General features: G+C 59.9%; 17 protein-coding genes and 1 pseudogene. 9 read left to right on the top strand and 9 right to left on the bottom strand.

The genetic code is table 11. The features are described from left to right. Positions 1 to 130 precede the first annotated feature (130 nt). From betI to betA, 3 genes are all read left to right on the top strand, one after another. Positions 131 to 757: a transcriptional regulator BetI gene (gene betI, locus U5G49_RS04490; protein WP_193444855.1), complete on the top strand. Its 627-nt coding sequence runs from the start codon at positions 131 to 133 to the stop codon at positions 755 to 757. Continuing rightward, complete coding sequence (gene betB, locus U5G49_RS04485; protein ID WP_018241156.1) at positions 754 to 2,217, top strand: betaine-aldehyde dehydrogenase; 1,464 nt, start codon at positions 754 to 756, stop codon at positions 2,215 to 2,217. The genes betI and betB overlap by 4 nt, the downstream gene beginning before the upstream one ends. 170 nt (positions 2,218 to 2,387) lie before the next feature. Next, positions 2,388 to 4,037 carry a choline dehydrogenase gene (betA, locus tag U5G49_RS04480; protein ID WP_193444830.1) on the top strand — a complete coding sequence of 550 codons (1,650 nt, stop codon included), beginning with the start codon at positions 2,388 to 2,390 and terminating at the stop codon, positions 4,035 to 4,037. On the opposite strand, the gene U5G49_RS04475 is transcribed toward betA, so the two are convergent. The 5 genes from U5G49_RS04475 to U5G49_RS04455 form a co-directional block, all read right to left on the bottom strand. Next, entirely contained in the window at positions 4,038 to 4,337 is a 300-nt protein-coding gene (locus tag U5G49_RS04475) for a type II toxin-antitoxin system RelE/ParE family toxin (protein ID WP_130652001.1), read from the bottom strand. Further along, positions 4,334 to 4,615 (bottom strand): YlcI/YnfO family protein, encoded by a 282-nt coding sequence (locus U5G49_RS04470; protein ID WP_003546405.1) that lies wholly within the window; start codon positions 4,613 to 4,615, stop codon positions 4,334 to 4,336. The genes U5G49_RS04475 and U5G49_RS04470 overlap by 4 nt, the downstream gene beginning before the upstream one ends. Positions 4,616 to 4,734: 119 nt before the next feature. Then, the gene (locus tag U5G49_RS04465; RefSeq protein WP_193444831.1) at positions 4,735 to 5,208 is read right to left on the bottom strand and encodes a DUF6644 family protein; all 474 of its coding nucleotides are present in this window, start codon (positions 5,206 to 5,208) and stop codon (positions 4,735 to 4,737) included. A 19-nt stretch (positions 5,209 to 5,227) separates the two neighbouring features. After that, positions 5,228 to 5,575 carry a DUF6152 family protein gene (locus U5G49_RS04460; protein ID WP_210262234.1) on the bottom strand — a complete coding sequence of 116 codons (348 nt, stop codon included), beginning with the start codon at positions 5,573 to 5,575 and terminating at the stop codon, positions 5,228 to 5,230. A gap of 248 nt (positions 5,576 to 5,823) precedes the next feature. Continuing rightward, entirely contained in the window at positions 5,824 to 6,270 is a 447-nt protein-coding gene (locus tag U5G49_RS04455; protein WP_018241150.1) for an RrF2 family transcriptional regulator, read from the bottom strand. Between the two features lie 420 nt (positions 6,271 to 6,690). Between U5G49_RS04455 and U5G49_RS04450 the strand changes: the two genes are divergently transcribed. From U5G49_RS04450 to U5G49_RS04430, 5 genes are all read left to right on the top strand, one after another. Beyond that, positions 6,691 to 7,467 (top strand): phosphoadenylyl-sulfate reductase, encoded by a 777-nt coding sequence (locus tag U5G49_RS04450; protein WP_193444833.1) that lies wholly within the window; start codon positions 6,691 to 6,693, stop codon positions 7,465 to 7,467. A 152-nt stretch (positions 7,468 to 7,619) separates the two neighbouring features. Then, positions 7,620 to 8,573, top strand: a complete 954-nt coding sequence (gene cysD, locus U5G49_RS04445; RefSeq protein ID WP_003546395.1) for a sulfate adenylyltransferase subunit CysD — start codon at positions 7,620 to 7,622, stop codon at positions 8,571 to 8,573. A gap of 1 nt (position 8,574) precedes the next feature. After that, positions 8,575 to 10,071, top strand: coding sequence for a sulfate adenylyltransferase subunit CysN (cysN, locus tag U5G49_RS04440; RefSeq protein ID WP_018449476.1), 1,497 nt, complete (start codon positions 8,575 to 8,577; stop codon positions 10,069 to 10,071). A 412-nt stretch (positions 10,072 to 10,483) separates the two neighbouring features. Beyond that, the gene (locus tag U5G49_RS04435; RefSeq protein ID WP_193444834.1) at positions 10,484 to 11,125 is read left to right on the top strand and encodes a peroxiredoxin-like family protein; all 642 of its coding nucleotides are present in this window, start codon (positions 10,484 to 10,486) and stop codon (positions 11,123 to 11,125) included. A 420-nt stretch (positions 11,126 to 11,545) separates the two neighbouring features. Beyond that, positions 11,546 to 11,959 (top strand): GFA family protein, encoded by a 414-nt coding sequence (locus tag U5G49_RS04430; RefSeq protein WP_193444835.1) that lies wholly within the window; start codon positions 11,546 to 11,548, stop codon positions 11,957 to 11,959. A 154-nt stretch (positions 11,960 to 12,113) separates the two neighbouring features. On the opposite strand, the gene U5G49_RS04425 is transcribed toward U5G49_RS04430, so the two are convergent. Together U5G49_RS04425 and U5G49_RS04420 are read right to left on the bottom strand one after the other, a co-directional pair. Further along, positions 12,114 to 12,494 (bottom strand): GNAT family N-acetyltransferase, encoded by a 381-nt coding sequence (locus U5G49_RS04425; protein ID WP_246289054.1) that lies wholly within the window; start codon positions 12,492 to 12,494, stop codon positions 12,114 to 12,116. Positions 12,495 to 12,632: 138 nt separating this feature from the next. Next, the gene (locus U5G49_RS04420) at positions 12,633 to 13,499 is read right to left on the bottom strand and encodes a LysR family transcriptional regulator (RefSeq protein WP_193444837.1); all 867 of its coding nucleotides are present in this window, start codon (positions 13,497 to 13,499) and stop codon (positions 12,633 to 12,635) included. A gap of 67 nt (positions 13,500 to 13,566) precedes the next feature. Between U5G49_RS04420 and U5G49_RS04415 the strand changes: the two are divergent. Continuing rightward, positions 13,567 to 14,537 (top strand): annotated as a pseudogene (locus U5G49_RS04415) (quinone oxidoreductase family protein). A gap of 14 nt (positions 14,538 to 14,551) precedes the next feature. Here the strand turns inward: U5G49_RS04415 and U5G49_RS04410 are convergent. Both U5G49_RS04410 and U5G49_RS04405 read right to left on the bottom strand, forming a co-directional pair. Further along, positions 14,552 to 15,055 carry a hypothetical protein gene (locus tag U5G49_RS04410; RefSeq protein ID WP_020572948.1) on the bottom strand — a complete coding sequence of 168 codons (504 nt, stop codon included), beginning with the start codon at positions 15,053 to 15,055 and terminating at the stop codon, positions 14,552 to 14,554. Between the two features lie 489 nt (positions 15,056 to 15,544). Continuing rightward, complete coding sequence (locus tag U5G49_RS04405) at positions 15,545 to 16,726, bottom strand: glycoside hydrolase 5 family protein (protein ID WP_193444838.1); 1,182 nt, start codon at positions 16,724 to 16,726, stop codon at positions 15,545 to 15,547. Positions 16,727 to 16,737: the final 11 nt, after the last annotated feature.

Raw genomic sequence — 16,737 nt, 5'->3', positions numbered from 1 at the left:
ATATGTTGCAGCAATTTGACAGGGAAAGATCCGCGCCCGGTCAAATCGCGAAAGATTTTTATTGATTGATCAGTCAATCAAAAATAACCTGCCGCTGATTTCAAGGAGTGGTTTGTTGCCGAAGGTCGGAATGGAGCCGGTGCGCCGCAAGGCGCTTGTCGATGCAGCGCTGCGGGTGATCGGCGATCACGGCTCGCTTGCCGTCACCATGTCCGATATCGCCCGGCAGGCCGGCGTGTCGCCAGCCCTGGCGCATCATTATTTCGGCAGCAAGGAACAATTGCTGATCGAGACGATCCGCTCGCTTCTCCGACAACTGCGCAGCGATACGGTGGCAGCACTTAAGGCCGCCAGGAGGCCGCGGGCGCGGCTTTCCGCCATCATCCGCGTCAGCTTCCACGCCGACCAGTTCGCGCCAGAGACGATTGCCGCCTGGCTTGCCTTTTACGCCGAAGCGCAGCGCTCGGAAGAGACGCGACGCTTCCTGGTGATCTATGCGCGGCGGCTGCGCTCCAATCTGCTGGCCGACCTCAAGGCGCTGTTGCCAGCTGACGCCGCAGAACGCATCGCCGAAGGCGCTGCGGCGATGATCGACGGGCTTTATATCAGGCAAAGTCTGAAATCCGCGCCGATCGGCATTGAAGCCTCGATCGCGCTGACGGAAGATTATCTGAATGCGCTTTTGGCCACCGCCTCCCCCTCTCCCCGGAGGGAGAAGGAACGACCACATCGAACCACCCAAGGACAAATGACATGAAAGCCCAGCCGAAAGCCTCGCACTTCATCGACGGCGAATATGTCGAGGATACCGACGGCACCGTCATCGAGAGCCTCTATCCCGCGACCGGCGAGGTGATCGCCCGGCTGCATGCCGCAACGCCCGCGATCGTCGAACGGGCGATCGCGGCGGCCAAGCGTGCCCAGCCGGAATGGGCGGCGATGAGCCCGATGGCGCGCGGGCGCATCCTGAAGCGGGCTGCCGACATCATGCGCGAGAGAAACCGGGCGCTTTCCGAACTCGAGACGCTCGACACCGGCAAGCCGATCCAGGAGACTGTTGTCGCTGACCCGACCTCGGGTGCCGATGCCTTCGAATTCTTCGGCGGCATTGCGCCGGCCGGTCTCAACGGTTCGCAGATCCCGCTCGGCCAGGACTTTGCCTATACCAAGCGGGTGCCGCTCGGCGTCTGCGTCGGCATCGGCGCCTGGAACTATCCGCAGCAGATCGCCTGCTGGAAAGCTGCGCCGGCACTTGTCTGCGGCAATGCCATGGTGTTCAAACCGTCCGAGAACACGCCGCTCGGGGCGCTGAAGATCGCCGAGATCCTGCACGAGGCGGGACTGCCGAAGGGGCTCTTCAATGTGATCCAGGGCGACCGCGACACCGGGCCGCTGCTCGTCAACCATCCCGATGTCGCCAAGGTGTCGCTGACCGGCTCGGTGCCGACCGGCCGCAGGGTGGCGGCGGCCGCCGCCGGCAACCTCAAGCATGTGACGATGGAACTCGGCGGCAAGTCGCCGCTTGTTGTCTTCGACGACGCCGATCTCGATTCGGCGGTCGGCGGCGCGATGCTCGGCAATTTCTATTCGACCGGGCAAGTCTGCTCGAACGGCACACGCGTCTTCGTGCAGAAGGCTGTTAAGGCCGAATTCCTGAAGCGGCTGAAGGTCCGCACCGAGGCGATGCTGATCGGCGATCCGATGGACGAGGCGACGCAGGTGGGCCCGATGGTTTCCTGGGCGCAGCGCGAGAAGGTGATCTCCTACATCGAGAAGGGCAAGGCCGAGGGCGCAACACTGATTGCTGGCGGTGGCATTCCGAACAACGTCTCCGGCGAGGGTTATTATGTGCAGCCGACGGTGTTTGCCGATGTCACCGACGACATGAGCATCGCCCGCGAGGAGATCTTCGGGCCGGTCATGTCGGTGCTCGATTTCGACGATGAGGACGAGGTGATCGCGCGGGCCAATGCCAGCGAATTCGGCCTTTCCGGCGGCGTCTTCACCGCCGACCTCACCCGCGCCCACCGCGTCGTCGACCGGCTGGAGGCGGGCACGCTCTGGATCAACACCTACAATCTCTGCCCAGTGGAAATCCCCTTCGGTGGCTCGAAACAATCCGGCTTCGGCCGCGAGAATTCGCTGGCGGCGCTGGAGCATTATTCCGAGCTGAAGACGGTTTACGTGGGCATGGGACCGGTGGTGGCGCCTTATTGAAGAACATCTGGTGCCCCTCACCCTATCCCTCTCCCCGCTCGCGGGGAGAGGGGACGTGGCATGCGGGGCGCTTAAGAATGCCGAAACGGTGCGGCATATCCCTTCTCCCCGCGAGCGGCGAGAAGGTGGCGGCAGCCGGATGAGGGGCAGGCTCTAGGAAAGACAAGACCATGCAAGCAGATTTCGTCATCATCGGCTCGGGCTCCGCCGGCTCCGCCCTCGCCTACCGTCTGTCGGAAGACGGCAAGAACAGTGTCATCGTCATCGAGGCGGGCGGCAGCGATTTTGGGCCGTTCATCCAGATGCCGGCGGCGCTTGCCTGGCCGATGAGCATGAAGCGATATAACTGGGGTTATCTGTCCGAGCCGGAGGCGAACCTCAATAACCGGCGCATCACCGCGCCGCGCGGCAAGGTGATCGGCGGCTCCTCCTCGATCAACGGCATGGTCTATGTGCGCGGTCATGCCGAGGATTTCAACCGCTGGGAAGAGCTCGGCGCCAGCGGCTGGGCCTATGCCGACGTGCTCCCCTATTACAAGCGGATGGAGCATTCGCATGGCGGCGAAGAAGGCTGGCGCGGCACCAATGGGCCGCTGCATGTCCAGCGTGGCGGCTTCACCAATCCGCTGTTTCGCGCCTTCGTCGAGGCCGGCAAACAGGCGGGCTTCGAGACGACGGAGGATTATAACGGCAGCAAGCAGGAAGGCTTCGGGCTGATGGAACAGACCATCTTCGGCGGCCGCCGCTGGTCTGCCGCCAATGCCTATCTGAAGCCGGCGCTGAAGCGGCAAAATGTCGGGATCGTCTATGGCTTCGCCCGCAAGATCGTGATCGAGGACGGGCGGGCGACCGGCGTCGAGATCGAACGCAACGGCAAAGTGGAGGTGGTGAAGGCGAACCGCGAAGTGATCGTCTCGGCCTCCTCCTTCAACTCGCCGAAGCTCTTGATGCTGTCGGGCATCGGCCCCGGCGAACATCTGAACGACATGGGCATTACGGTGAAGGCCGACCGGCCGGGCGTCGGCGCCAATCTGCAGGACCATATGGAATTCTACTTCCAGCAGGTGAGCACCAAGCCGGTGTCGCTCTATTCCTGGCTACCGTGGTTCTGGCAGGGCGTGGCCGGCGCACAATGGCTGCTCTCGCGCGGCGGGCTCGGCGCCTCCAACCAGTTCGAGGCCTGCGCCTTCCTGCGCTCGGCGCCGGGGCTGAAGCAGCCCGACATCCAATACCATTTCCTGCCGGTGGCGATCAGCTATGACGGCAAGGCGGCGGCGAAGAGCCACGGCTTCCAGGTTCATGTCGGCTACAACCTGTCGAAGTCGCGCGGCAGCGTGACGCTGCGTTCGGCCGACCCCAAGGCCGATCCGGTGCTGCGCTTCAACTATATGAGCCATGCCGAGGATTGGGAGAAGTTCCGCCACTGTGTGCGCCTCACCCGCGAGATCTTCGGCCAGAGCGCCTTCAACGACTATCGCGGGCCGGAGATCCAGCCGGGCGAAGGCGTGCAAAGCGACGAAGAGATCGACGCCTTCCTGCGCGAACATCTGGAAAGCGCCTATCACCCTTGCGGCACCTGCCGGATGGGCGCCAAGGACGATCCGATGGCGGTGGTCGACCCGCAAACGCGGGTGATCGGCGTCGATGGCCTGCGTGTCGCCGACAGCTCGATCTTCCCGCACGTCACCTACGGCAACCTGAACGGACCCTCGATCATGACCGGAGAGAAGGCGGCCGACCATATCCTCGGCAAACAGCCGCTGGCGCGCTCGAACCAGGAACCCTGGGTCAACCCGCGCGCGGCGGTCAGCGACAGATAGTCAGTGGTAGTCTTCTTCGCGCTGGTGACGGACGGCGATGACAATGACGCTCGTTTCGCTCATCACTTTGAAAAGAATGACATGTCCGGCTGAGCCGAATGGTACGACGAGCTCGCGCAGCAAGGGATCATCCGCAGAGGCGCGTCTGGCCATCAGCGGGAAATCCTGAAGTATCATCAGAGCTTTTTGGATGGCGTTGATGGCACGTTCCGCCAAATCCGGATCACGTTCGATCAGAAAATCGGCGAGCCGGTCCAGATCTTCATAGAAGGTCTGGGTATACTTTAGCTCGAAGGTCATTTTTGCTGTGCAGCTTTACGAGCTTTCGCCTTTTCAAGCTTTTTGCGCATCAACTCCTGAATGTCGTCCGTTGTGTAAAACACACCGGTGCGCTCTGCGTCCGCCAAGCCAGCCAGACCCCGCGCGATGAACTCCGCTTGGGTCTTTCTATAATCGATCTGGCGGCGAAGAGAGTCCTCTATCAGCGACGACAAGCTCTCGCCTTCTTTGAGAACGCTTTCGGCGGCAGCGCGCAATTCAGGATCCACGCGAAGGGATGGGAGAGATGCCGTTTTCATGACGTTCCCCATGCGTTGCAATTGCAATGCAATATGATGGATCATCGTGTTATATTCAACTCCCCTCCACCTGACGCAATTCATATGCGCCGTGGTTGAGAAAATCGGGAGCAATCCCATCAGAGAAATCCGATCCAGCGTCCCGCCACAAGTGCGGCGATCCATGTCGCCGCCGACAGAGCCGCCGAAACTCTTATGGCAGGGCGTAGAATGCCGACACTGGTTGCCGTTCGCCAACCCTGCCCAGCGTGCACCACCAGCACGTTGAGTAATCCGAAGGCAATCAGCCCTAGCTTGGCGAGGAAGGCGGGATTGGCGGCATATTCGACCGCCCGGACGCTGAAGAGACAGAAGCCGGTTAGAATAGCTGCGGCAAGGCCGACGCCGGCGGAGCGGGAGAGAAACGGGGCAACGACTTCAACAGGCAGCTTGCGGAAAAAGCCGACGAGCTTGAGATCAAGCGGCAGGATGGCGCCGATGAGAAGACCGATCGCCAGGATATGGGCTGCGTTGACGAACATGTAGAGTGTTCCGGAGCGCCGGAGCGCGGCCGCAGGCGTGGTGGCTGACAGCCATTCGAGAATGTCGATCACAGCTCAGTTCGCCCAGAGGTCAGTTCGTCTTGATGCGATCGGGATAGATATCATAGCGCTTCTCGCCGATGGTGAGGCGCACCGCCTTCATCCGCTTCTCCTTTGGATCCTGCGAACGGTTTCCAAGGGCCACCACCTGGTCGCCGGGCTTGGCGACACCTTCGACGAAGCCGGAGCGTTCCGTCTGGCGCGGATTGCCAATCTCGACGAGCCAGACGCCGTCATTGGCGGTCGCGACGTTAAGGGTCGGATGCGGCCCGCCCATGGAGATCTTCTCGATGGTGCCGCGAAGCTCGATCTGATCCGCCTCTGCCCAGGACCAGCCGTGATGGGCCATTGCGCCGGTGGCGAAAGCCACAGAAAGCATGGCCGCAGCCACTAGAGTATTTCCGTTTTTCGTCGCACCACGGAAATGCTCTATCTCTTTGTTTTCACGCAATTCTGGATGCAAAACCGCGCTGCACTTTTGCTGGAATTTCTCTAGCCGCTGCGCTGAAATTCTAAACATCATATCCTCCCTACCCGTATTGACGGGCAGGTGGAGCATGAGAGCCGGAAGAAAAGGGATTTCACCAAATCTTGAAGAAAGATGCGGGCGTCAGTTCACCCTGATGCTCAGGCCAGCAGACGGGTGACTTCGGCGCTGTGCGCTGGGGCGACGGCATCGGCGATGGTCGTCGAGAACAGCACCTTGCGAGTGGCGTCCGCCACCTTGGCGAAGACGTGGCGGATCTGGCAGTTCTGTTCGCCGTCGCAATCGTCGCACCGGCGGTAGGCGGTGATCGAGAGGCATGGAAGCGGGGCGATCGGGCCGTCGATGATGCGCAGGATCTCGCCGAAGGTGATGGTGTGGGCGGGCTTGAGGAGGAGATAACCGCCCTGCTTGCCGCGGCGGCTGGCGACGACGCCGTGATGTTTCAGGTCGAGCAGGATCTGTTCGAGGAACTTCTTCGGGATCTTCTGCTGCGCCGCGATATCCGAAATCATCACCGGTTCGTCGGCATCGGCATCAGCCAAGACCGTGAGCGCCCGCAGCGCATATTTCGCCTTTTGCGTAATCATTTTTGACCATCGACACACACAGGCAGTGCGAATTTCCGCACTGCTACGGAAGTACTTTCACCTCTATGGCACAACCAGCATGAACGGAATTTGAACGCGCCGGAGAAAGCCTTGAGAGACAAGCGTTTTGGCCTTGTTTTTTGCTCTCGGCCAAGCTCTCTTAATCTATGCCAAAACCGCGCCTTCTGCACCATTTTCGGCATCACTTCAGATTTCGGATTGACAGGCTGCGTGTAACTCTACTATTTCTATAGACATTCAAGCTGCCGATGTGGATTTTTGTCCGCAGGCGGCTGCTTTTCTGCATCGCGGCAGCTTCGGAGAGATATTTGCTCTTCCGGCCGCAGCTTTCGAAATCCCTTTTTCTGTCCGATCCCTGTGTGAACTGCGATACTCCGGTCAACAAAGGACAGGATTCTCATGACTGCTATCAATCCGATTGCGGAAGACGGGCCGATTGCGGAAGACGGACCGATTGCGGAAGCCAAGGCGCTGAATGACAGACTGGCAGGCCTCGACCTTGCCGGACGTCTGTCGCTGGTCTCAGGCCTCGGCGGCCGCGTGGTGTTCACAACGTCACTCGGCATCGAGGACCAGGTGATCACCGCCGAGATCGGCACGCACCGCCTGCCGATCGATGTCGCCACGCTGCAGACCGGCCGGCTGTTTGCCGAAACGCTGGCACTGATCGAAGAGACCGAAAGCCAGTACGACATTCGCATTCATCGTTACGAGCCCGAGAAGGCCGATATCGACGCCTATGCGGCGCAATACGGCCTCAACGGTTTCTACGAGAGCGTCGAAGCCCGGCATGCCTGTTGCGGCGTGCGCAAGCTGAAGCCGCTTGCACGGGCGCTCGAAGGTGCTGCGATCTGGATCACCGGCCTGCGCCGCGGCCAATCGGCCAATCGCGCCGAAACGCCCTTTGCCGAATACGACGCCGAGCGCCACCTGCTGAAGGTCAATCCGCTCGCCGACTGGGACCTGGAGGCGATCAAGGCCTTCGTTTCGGCAAATGGCGTGCCGGTCAATCCGCTGCACGCTCGCGGTTATCCCTCGATCGGCTGCGAGCCCTGCACCCGGGCGATCAAGCCCGGTGAGCCGGAACGCGCCGGCCGCTGGTGGTGGGAGCAGGACGAAACGCGCGAATGCGGCCTGCACGTCGCCGAAGAGGCCGCAGCGATCGCCGCACAGTAAATCACCTCACGGCTTTCCCAATCGGGGCGCGGCGACCGCCGCAGCCTTGGGAAAGCCAACATTCCCGGGGAAAGCCACCGTTCCCGGGGAAAGCCAACATCAAGGAATTGTTTTGCGGCGAGCCGTAAACGACCGATAGCCTGGAGTAAAACATGCCCGATAGCCGTCCGGATACGGAACTCAGCAATCCGCAGAGCGCCAAGGCGCCGCTCGACCCGCATCTGAAAGCGCTGGAAAACGAATCCATTCACATCTTCCGCGAGGTTGCGGCCGAATTCGAGCGTCCCGTCATGCTCTATTCGATCGGCAAGGACTCCTCGGTGTTGCTGCATCTGGCGCGCAAGGCCTTCTATCCCGGCCGCGTGCCCTTCCCGCTGCTGCATGTGAATACCGGCTGGAAGTTTTCCGAGATGATCGCCTTCCGCGACGAGACCGCGAAGAAGTATGATCTCGATCTGATCGAGCACATCAATCCGCGCGGCAAGGCCGAAAACATCACGCCGTTTACGCATGGATCGGCTGCTTTCACCGACATCATGAAGACCGAAGGCCTGCGTCAAGCGCTCGATGCCGGCCAGTTCGATGCCGCTTTCGGCGGCGCGCGGCGCGACGAGGAAGCCAGCCGCGCCAAGGAGCGCATCTATTCCTTCCGCACGCCGGATCATCGCTGGGATCCGCGCAACCAGCGGCCCGAACTCTGGAACATCTACAACGGCATGATCCGCAAGGGCGAGAGCGTGCGCGCCTTCCCGCTGTCGAACTGGACTGAGGTCGACATCTGGCGCTACATCCAGGCCGAGGACATTCCGCTGGTGCCGCTTTACTACGCCAAGAAGCGGCCCTTCGTGGAGCGCGACGGCATGATGATCCTCGCCGAGGATCCGCGCCTGGAACTGCTGCCCGGTGAAGTCCGCCAGGAAGGCATGATCCGTTTCCGCACCCTCGGCGACTTCCCGCTGACCGGCGCCATCCGCTCACAGGCCACCACCCTCGAAGAGGTGATTGCCGAACTCGAAATTGCAACGGTGTCCGAACGCCAGGGCCGCGCCATCGATCGCGACCAGTCCGGCTCCATGGAAAAGAAGAAGCGTGAAGGATATTTCTGAGATGACCGCAGCCCAAACCGCCGTCTCGGCCGCCACCGTCGTCAGCCTGCCCGCCGCCGAGCAGCAGAAAGCTCTGCGCGACTCGCGCCCGCTGCGCCTCATCACTTGCGGCAGCGTCGATGACGGCAAGTCGACCTTGATCGGCCGCCTGCTCTGGGACACCAAGGCCGTCAAGGAAGACCAGGCCGCCACCCTGCAGCGCGATTCCACCGGCAAGCAGAACGATCTCGGCCTGCCCGACTTCGCATTGCTGCTCGACGGCCTGCAGGCCGAGCGCGAACAGGGCATCACCATCGATGTCGCCTATCGCTATTTCTCGACCGACAAGCGCTCCTTCATCGTCGCCGACACGCCCGGCCACGAGCAATATACCCGCAACATGGCGACCGGCGCCTCGACCGCCGATCTCGCCATCCTGCTGGTCGATGCGCGCTTCGGCATTCTCGAGCAGACGCGCCGTCACGCGACGATCGCCTCGCTGCTCGGGATCAAGCAGTTCGTGCTTGCGGTCAACAAGATCGACCTCACGGGCTATGATCGCGCCGGTTTCGACAAGATCAGCCATGACTTCCGGGAATTTGCCCTGTCGCTCGGCGTCAAGCAGATCACCGCCATTCCGATGTCGGCGCTGAAGGGCGAAAACGTCGTCTATTCCGGCCAGGCCGCCATGCCCTGGTACAGCGGCCCGACGCTGGTGGAGACGCTGGAGCTTGCCACCGTGCGCTCGTCGCAGACGGTCGGCTTCCGCCTGTCCGTCCAGCGCGTCTCGCGTCCCGGCGAAAGCTTCCGCGGCTATCAGGGCACGGTTGCCGGCGGCTCGGTCAAGCCGGGCGACAGCGTCATGATCCTGCCGTCCGGCATGGTCGCCAACGTCTCGAAGATCGTCACTTTCGATCTCGTCCGCAATGCCGCCGTTGCCGGTGACGCGATCACGCTGGTGCTCGACCGCCAGGTCGACGTGGCGCGCGGCGACATGATCGTCTCGATCGACGCCCAGCCGCAGGTCGGCCTTGCCTTCGACGCGCAGATCGTTGCACTCCAGCCTGAGGGCATCGAGCCCGGCAAGCGCTACTGGCTGAAGAGCGGCAGCCGCCGCCAGCGTGTGCAGGTGCAGCCACTCAGCCAGCTGGAGCTGAAGACCGGCAGCTGGAACGCCGCCCAGCGGCTCTACATGAACGCCATCGGCAAAGTTCGGCTCGTCTTCGACGAAGCGGCGATCTTCGATCCCTATGAACAGAACCGGCTTTCCGGCTCCTTCATCCTGATCGATCCGGAGACCAACAACACGGTTGCCGGCGGCATGGTGACCGGCAAACGCACCGAACTCGGCGGCCTGCACAATGGCGAAGCCCGCGTCATCCTCTCGCTTCCGGCCGATCTTGCCGAGCAGATCATGGCAAGCGAACTCTTCGCCAGCCGCAGCCATGAGGCGGAGGTGCGGCGCATGACGGCAGCCGAAGCGGCCGACCTCTGGTCGAGCGCTGCAAGCGATATCTGATCAGGGATAAGGGGCCAGCAAGACTGGCCCCTCACCGAGGCCGAATCCGCTGGCTGCAGGGCCGGCGGATTTCCCTGTCGAGCGGCAAAGAACCGATCAGAACCTGAGGCTTTGCGATAGGGGCTTTCCGCTAAGCGGCCCCACGCTGCTTGAACGCGAAATTGGCAGGTCCCCCCGCTCAATTTTCTGTGTCCGCCTCTACGGCCGCTAAAAAAATCAGAGTTTGCAGAAAACGGACTTTTTCAATTCACGATTCGCTGTTTAACGCTTGCCCGCAGGCCAATGTGGGGTCATTCTTAGATCGGATCCTGGCGGTGCGGTAAGACGAGAGGTCAGGCCTTGCAACGCTCAATCTCGACCTCGCAGCACGTGGCGCCTTTTCTCGACTGATCCCCGAGCGAGGAGGTTGTCCATGTCCACGCACTTTGTCGAACATCCGCTACAACCGGGCGACCGGGTCCCGAACGTTGTGTTTGATGCGATCTCGCGCGAGGGGAAGATCGCACTTGATGATTTTCGTGGCCGCAGCCCGTTGTTGATCGGTTTGTTTCGAGGCCTGCATTGTCCGTTCTGCCGGCGGCATGTCGCGGCCATGGCATATCTCAACCCGATGCTGCGTGAGAAAGGCGTCCAATCTCTGGCGGTGGTCAACACCCCGGTCGAACGCGCGCGGCTCTATTTCCGTTACCATCCGATACCCGATCTTCTTGCTGCTTCCGACCCGGTACGGGCTTCGCACCAAGCCTTCGGCTTACGCGAGGTCGGGATCGACACGGTCATGGCGATACGGATCGATCTTCCGGGCGAGTTGCCCGAGCCGATGGGCGTGATGGCAATGGACGAATTCATCAACGAGAAGGAAGGATATCAGATTACGGAAGCCGATCAGCAGATGATGACTGCCGATCACGGGCAGCTTGTCGGTCAGTTCCTCATCGACCGGGAGGGCATCGTACGCTGGAGCTTCACTGAAGTTCTAGAGGCTGGGCTCCAGACATTCAAGGCACCGAATTCCGAGGAATTGATGTCGGTAGCTTCCCAAGTCGTACATTAACAACGAAAACTCGCTGGACGACCTGCCACAAGTCGGCCTTGCCGGTGCGGCGCACGACGGCCGCCGAAGCGGCCGACCTCTGATCGAGCGCTGCAAGCGATATCTGACAAGGGATAAAGGATAAGGGGCCCGCAAGACTGGCCCGTCACCGAAATGCGGGATCACCGAACCCGCTGGCTACAGGACTGGTCAGAACCTGAGACTTTGCGATCAGGGCTCCACATCCGCTCCGGCCCGAAGCGGTCAGATGGCGTTCCTCTAGACTTCGGCATTTCCGCGATCTACATTTGAGCTTCTGTGAGGCTGGAATTATATCAGCTCTCAGCCCATTCGCATCGCCCACCCTCACCATTTGCGGTTCGGGCCTGCGCTTCACCCCCCATTCAACGTAATTTCACCGTGCAAGCGGGAGGAGTTTCCATGGCCGATGCCCAATGCGCCTGCGGCGCTCTGAGACTGATGCTCAGCGAGCCGCCACAATTGACAGCTCTCTGCCACTGTTTGGCCTGCCAGCGCAGAACCGGTGCGCCGTTCAGCGCAAATGCTTTCTATTCGATCGGCTGCGTCGAAATATCCGGAACGTCTACAGAATTCATTCGTACCGCCGAGAGCGGTCGCAAGGTCCGAATGCATTTTTGCCCAACGTGCGGCTCGACCGTCTATTGGAAGGCCGATGCTGCGCCGTCATGGATCGGAGTGGCGGTAGGTTCCCTTGCCGACCCGGCCTTCGCGCCACCTGCCATATCAGTCTTTGAACAATCGAAACATAAGTGGGTGCAGCTTGACGAAGCGGTAGAGCACTTTCAGAGCCATCCAATCCGCCAATTGGAATGAATCGACGCGGGCTTTCGGCCTGAAGCGGACTTTGGATCATCGGCAGCGCAAGCGCTTTCGCTGCCTGCTAGACAACCCTTTCGCGCAGACCATTGATCGCTGACAACACCGTTGCCTCCGGACCGAGCCCTCTCGGCAGATAGTCGCGCAAAACTCAGAGTGATCGTTCGAAAAGAAGCTCATTCCCCCTTTCGCCGACATGCTCCCAACCAGCCGCTCGATAAAATCTCTCGGCTCGGGTGTTTGGATCGGTGGTGAGCCACGCGCGTTCGATGCCGGCAGATTTGAGGCAGGCGCAGGCTTCGGCCAGCAGAATCGAGCCAATCCCTTTTCTTTCAAATCCGGGAGCGATAAAGAGCGCCCAAATGTTTTCGTTGCGTGGGTCAGCCGCGGAAAAGCCGACCACATCGCCGTTCTCTTCCCAAACGGCCACTCCCGGATTTCTTACATACCATTCATAATCATGATCGGTGACCTTAGAGGGGTCAGCCAATACGTTTTCGACGACTGAAGAACGGACAACTTTGAGCGCCATGAGGTCACTCGCAACCGCTTTTCGGAGCATGCAACGATCTCTCGATAGCTTGTGAAAGGCTTGCAGAATGCCTCTTTGTGGCGATCAGTTCAATGACTGCCTCTGCCGCTTTACGGCCCTAGCCAACTGAGCGGACTACTATTTCCCGAGAGCGTTTTTCAGCGCATCGACGACGACGCGAACGGAGGGGATGTCCTTGATGTCCGAATGGACAACCAGCCAGACCTCTCTTGTCAAAGCATATTCGTTCTCAATGCGCTGGAGACCGCTGGACTCCGGGACAGCGAAATCGGGGAGCATGACGACACCTGCGCCAAGGCTTGCGGTTGCGGCCTGAAACTCCAGAACGGATGACCTCACAGCGATCGGCCGGCCGGCCGCCAATTCGATCAACCGCAACTGTTGCGGCGAGGCGTTCATGGTTTCGTCGTAACCGATGAAGGTCCAGTCCGACGGTGGAACCATTTCGAGATAGGTCTTGGATGCGTAGAGATGGAAGCTTGTCTCGCCGAGCTTGACGATGGCGTAATCGCCGTCCTCGGGACGCGACATTCGCACCGCAATATCCGCCTCTCGTCTGTTCAGGGACGCGAGGCGCTTTTCTCCGACAAGCGTGATCTGAACACCGGGATGGTCTCGCCTGACGGCCGCGATCGGCTTTGCCAGGAGCACGCTTGAGAGAGCGGGAGGCGCGCTGATCCTCACATGGCCACGCAATTCCGTGGCGCTGCTGCGACCAAGCTGCTCGATTGCCGCAGTTTGCGCCGCGACAAGAGCTGCGTGCCTGGCAACCTGCTCTCCGTCCGCGGTTAACATGATGCGCCGTCCGCGGCGGTCTATGAGTTTACGCCCCAGGCTGGCTTCAAGCGACGAAACGCGCCGACTGATCGTGGCGTGTTCGACGCCGAGCTGCTTTGCGGCACCAAGCAATGTTCCGGACTGCGCGAGTGCCAGGAAATGCCGAAGGTCGTCCCAGTCGATCTTTGTGAATTCTCTCCCAATCATTGTGAAGCAATAGGGAATTTTCACACATCATGCCATCGCTTAATTTGTGCCCATGAAGGAGCACGAGATGACCGACCAAATCATATGGCTGAACGCCCCTGGTGACATCACCCAGTTCCGCGTTGAGCATCACGATTGTGAGCCTCCCGGTGATGGCGAGATAAAAATCCGTCATCAGGCGATCGGAACCAACTTTCTCGATGTCTATCATCGAAAGGGCATCTACCCCATGCCCTCCTACCCCGCGGTGATCGGTGCGGAGGCGGCGGGCATCGTCGACGATGTCGGTCCTGGTGTCTCCCTGTTCCAAAAGGGTGACCGCGTTGCCTATGCCGGGCCTCCGGTTGGAGCCTATCGCTCCACGAGGAATATTGCCGCTGAAAGGGCGATCAAGCTTCCGGATGCCGTTTCAGCAAAGACGCAGCGAGTTCGTTGCTCAAAGGCATGACCGCCTACATGCTGTTGAAAAAGACCTATAATGTGCGTGCAGGCACTCAGGTTCTGATCCATGCGGCCGCCGGTGGGCTTGGCAGCATCCTCGTGCGTTGGGCCAGGTCGCTCGATGCCACCGTGATCGGGACGGTCGGCTCTTCCGAAAAGGCAGCCCTCGCCGCATCTTATGGCGCCGATCACCTTATTGTTGGACGAGGCGCCGATATCGTTGCGGACGTGAAGCGGCTCACGAACGGGCTTGGCGTCGACGTCGCCTATGACGGGATAGGCGGCGACACGCTTCTCAAAAGCATTCGTTCTGTCCGCCCATTCGGCATGGCTGTCACCATCGGTCAGGCCGCCGGTGCTATTCCACCGGTGCCTGTCGAGGAACTTCGACCGGGCAAGGCGCTCTGCCATCCGAGCATCATGGCCTGGTGCGCTGACGTCGGACAATATCGCGAGGCTGCTCTCGCTGCCGTCGGGGCGATGGAAGCGGGGATCGTTTCGCAGATCGGTGCCGAATATCGTTTGGCCGATGTTGCCAAGGCGCACGAAGAGATGGAATCCGGACGCTCGGCCGGCAGTATCCTGCTGATACCTTGATCGGTCAGCGTCCGTTATTTCGGTTTGCGCAGATGGAGAGATCCTGTCGGAATAGGAACCACACTGGCAAGTCGTTGGCCTACCACGGTACCGATTGTGGCAACCCCGGACGTATTCCTGGATGCAGGCTCGATTTGGCGAAGAAACAGTCCGCTATCATCTGCAAGAGATCCGATGGTAATCATCGGCTCATCGTCGACGAAAAGTATCAATCCAATGCCGGATCCGACCTTATCCTCCACCCTGCACGGCAGGGCTCTCAGTACGGTCTCCGCGTTTGTCGAAAACAGGGATTTCACAAGCCCGCCAAGGGCTTCGACCTTATTGACGAACGGCCGCACGACAAGCGTGACCGCGTCTTCTTCAGATAAAGAGAGTTTGACTGAAAACTGAGCCGGCGCAGAACCGGTTGGCAGGCAAGCACTATAAAGCTGGAAAATCGCGGCGCGGGCGAAATTCAAGCGTGTATCATGGGATTCGGCTTCGACGATTGATTGAAGAAAGCGTGAAGAGTTCACTGCCGCAATCCCTATTTCGAATCGGGGTAGCCCGATGAGGTTTCATTATACGATACCGCTTCTGCGTGCGAGCCGTCCGCATTATTCATATTAACGAATGCTGACCTTCGAAAATCTCCGGCTTGTCCCCGATATCCTGGATGGACCGCGAATATTTGGCGAAGCTGGAAAGCCAGTTTAGATCGCAACAAAATATGAAAGCTTTAAGTCAATACTCTGGCGTGTCGAGATCGCTATCACTCGTCTATCGGTATGCGACGATTGTGGAGGGTGGAAAGCCCCCGGAGCATGATGCCGAAAAGTGCCCGCAGTATTCGGAAGACATCATGCTCCATAAAAACCGGATTCAGATTTTAGGCCGACCGGCCTAAATCATCCTGCTCCAGGGGAAAGAACGCGCAACCGTTCCGGTCCGCAGGAGCGCTTCTGATCTTCGTGTTACGCATATTGTCTTCTTGAAATCGGTTTCCGCCTTCGAGCGAGCCCTGATTATTGAAACTTGAGGGCGGCGGCGCGCAGAGCCTGCCAAGCAGGGCCTCCATCGTTATGAATGTCGAATTTGTCGTAGTCGTCCTGGGGATAGAGGCCTGAGTCCTGTGTACTGACAAGCCGCCAAACCACCCAGCCTCCGCAATTCGACGTGGCGATCGTGTTCAGCCAAGTTTCATAGGCATTTGCCTGATCGGGATCGGATCGCGGAACTCCAAATTCCTCCAGGATCACCGGTTTTCCGATATTTCGTCCGATCGCGCAGTATTCGCGAATGCGAGCATCGAAATCGGAATGGCTGATTTTGACGTAGGATGGGTAGCCATGCCATGTGCCGAAATCGACGCTCGGAATGTTCATATCCGACAGCTTCTGATCCATGTTCCCATGGCCCGTCGTTACGAGCTGTTTCGGTGCAAGGGTTTTGACATAGGCTGACATTTCCGACACCCAGTCGTGAAGGAGCGGTTTGGGATGAATGTCAGGTTCGTTGGCCAGGTCCCAGGCAAATATGGTGGGGTCATCGGAATAGCGGACACCAGTAATCGTGTTGACGCGCGACAAAACATGCCGAATCCATTCCTTGTAATCGCGTCGGGTTCTCGGATCAGCGGCAAAAAAGGTGTATTTGTCCGAACTCCCGTACCAGGCGTTCATCTGTTGGGCACCGCCCGTATAGGCCCAGAAATCGACGAATGCGAGAATCAGCTTAAGTTTGCGCTTCCCCGCTTCCGCGATGAGGTAATCGACCTTTTGCAGGCCGTCAGGTCCATCGTTGGGAACCATCCGTTTGGTTGTCGGATCCCAACTCATCATGTAGATGCCCTTGGTACCCAGATTGCTGGAATCGGACGTGCTTTTTGAGTTCCAGATCGTCGGCACCCGGCCGTCCAGCGACCCTATAACCGGTTGCAGGAAGGTGCGCACCACATTGGCACCCATTGCCGTGGCATCGTCCAACACGCGGGTGACTTCGCCTGGCGAGCCAAATGTCAGATAATGGTTGTTTACGCCGGCCACGCGAAATGGCTTGCCGTCCAGCAGGAAGCCCTCCCCTTTCGTCGTGACGAAAGATTGCTGCCCAGATGACTGCGCGGCCGTAGATCCGACCTGAGCAGACCAAAAAAGCGCCAGAGCCGCAGCGCCGACAGCGAAATTCCGGAAGCGTTGAATAGGCCTCATGCGAAGAACTC

Source organism: Rhizobium indigoferae (assembly GCF_034554815.1).
GTDB lineage: Bacteria > Pseudomonadota > Alphaproteobacteria > Rhizobiales > Rhizobiaceae > Rhizobium > Rhizobium leguminosarum.
The sequence above is the reverse complement of the archived record's forward strand: the minus strand, read 5'-3'. Positions and strand labels throughout refer to the sequence as shown.

What these genes read in the sequence shown, in the direction of transcription:
- betI (WP_193444855.1), top strand. Translation starts at nt 131, where the DNA reads ATGGAGCCGGTGCGCCGCAAGGCGCTTGTCGATGCAGCGCTGCGGGTG.
- betB (WP_018241156.1), top strand. Translation starts at nt 754, where the DNA reads ATGAAAGCCCAGCCGAAAGCCTCGCACTTCATCGACGGCGAATATGTC.
- betA (WP_193444830.1), top strand. Translation starts at nt 2,388, where the DNA reads ATGCAAGCAGATTTCGTCATCATCGGCTCGGGCTCCGCCGGCTCCGCC.
- U5G49_RS04475 (WP_130652001.1), bottom strand. Translation starts at nt 4,337, where the DNA reads ATGACCTTCGAGCTAAAGTATACCCAGACCTTCTATGAAGATCTGGAC.
- U5G49_RS04470 (WP_003546405.1), bottom strand. Translation starts at nt 4,615, where the DNA reads ATGAAAACGGCATCTCTCCCATCCCTTCGCGTGGATCCTGAATTGCGC.
- U5G49_RS04460 (WP_210262234.1), bottom strand. Translation starts at nt 5,575, where the DNA reads ATGCTTTCTGTGGCTTTCGCCACCGGCGCAATGGCCCATCACGGCTGG.
- U5G49_RS04455 (WP_018241150.1), bottom strand. Translation starts at nt 6,270, where the DNA reads ATGATTACGCAAAAGGCGAAATATGCGCTGCGGGCGCTCACGGTCTTG.
- U5G49_RS04450 (WP_193444833.1), top strand. Translation starts at nt 6,691, where the DNA reads ATGACTGCTATCAATCCGATTGCGGAAGACGGGCCGATTGCGGAAGAC.
- cysD (WP_003546395.1), top strand. Translation starts at nt 7,620, where the DNA reads ATGCCCGATAGCCGTCCGGATACGGAACTCAGCAATCCGCAGAGCGCC.
- cysN (WP_018449476.1), top strand. Translation starts at nt 8,575, where the DNA reads ATGACCGCAGCCCAAACCGCCGTCTCGGCCGCCACCGTCGTCAGCCTG.
- U5G49_RS04435 (WP_193444834.1), top strand. Translation starts at nt 10,484, where the DNA reads ATGTCCACGCACTTTGTCGAACATCCGCTACAACCGGGCGACCGGGTC.
- U5G49_RS04430 (WP_193444835.1), top strand. Translation starts at nt 11,546, where the DNA reads ATGGCCGATGCCCAATGCGCCTGCGGCGCTCTGAGACTGATGCTCAGC.
- U5G49_RS04425 (WP_246289054.1), bottom strand. Translation starts at nt 12,494, where the DNA reads ATGGCGCTCAAAGTTGTCCGTTCTTCAGTCGTCGAAAACGTATTGGCT.
- U5G49_RS04420 (WP_193444837.1), bottom strand. Translation starts at nt 13,499, where the DNA reads ATGATTGGGAGAGAATTCACAAAGATCGACTGGGACGACCTTCGGCAT.
- U5G49_RS04405 (WP_193444838.1), bottom strand. Translation starts at nt 16,726, where the DNA reads ATGAGGCCTATTCAACGCTTCCGGAATTTCGCTGTCGGCGCTGCGGCT.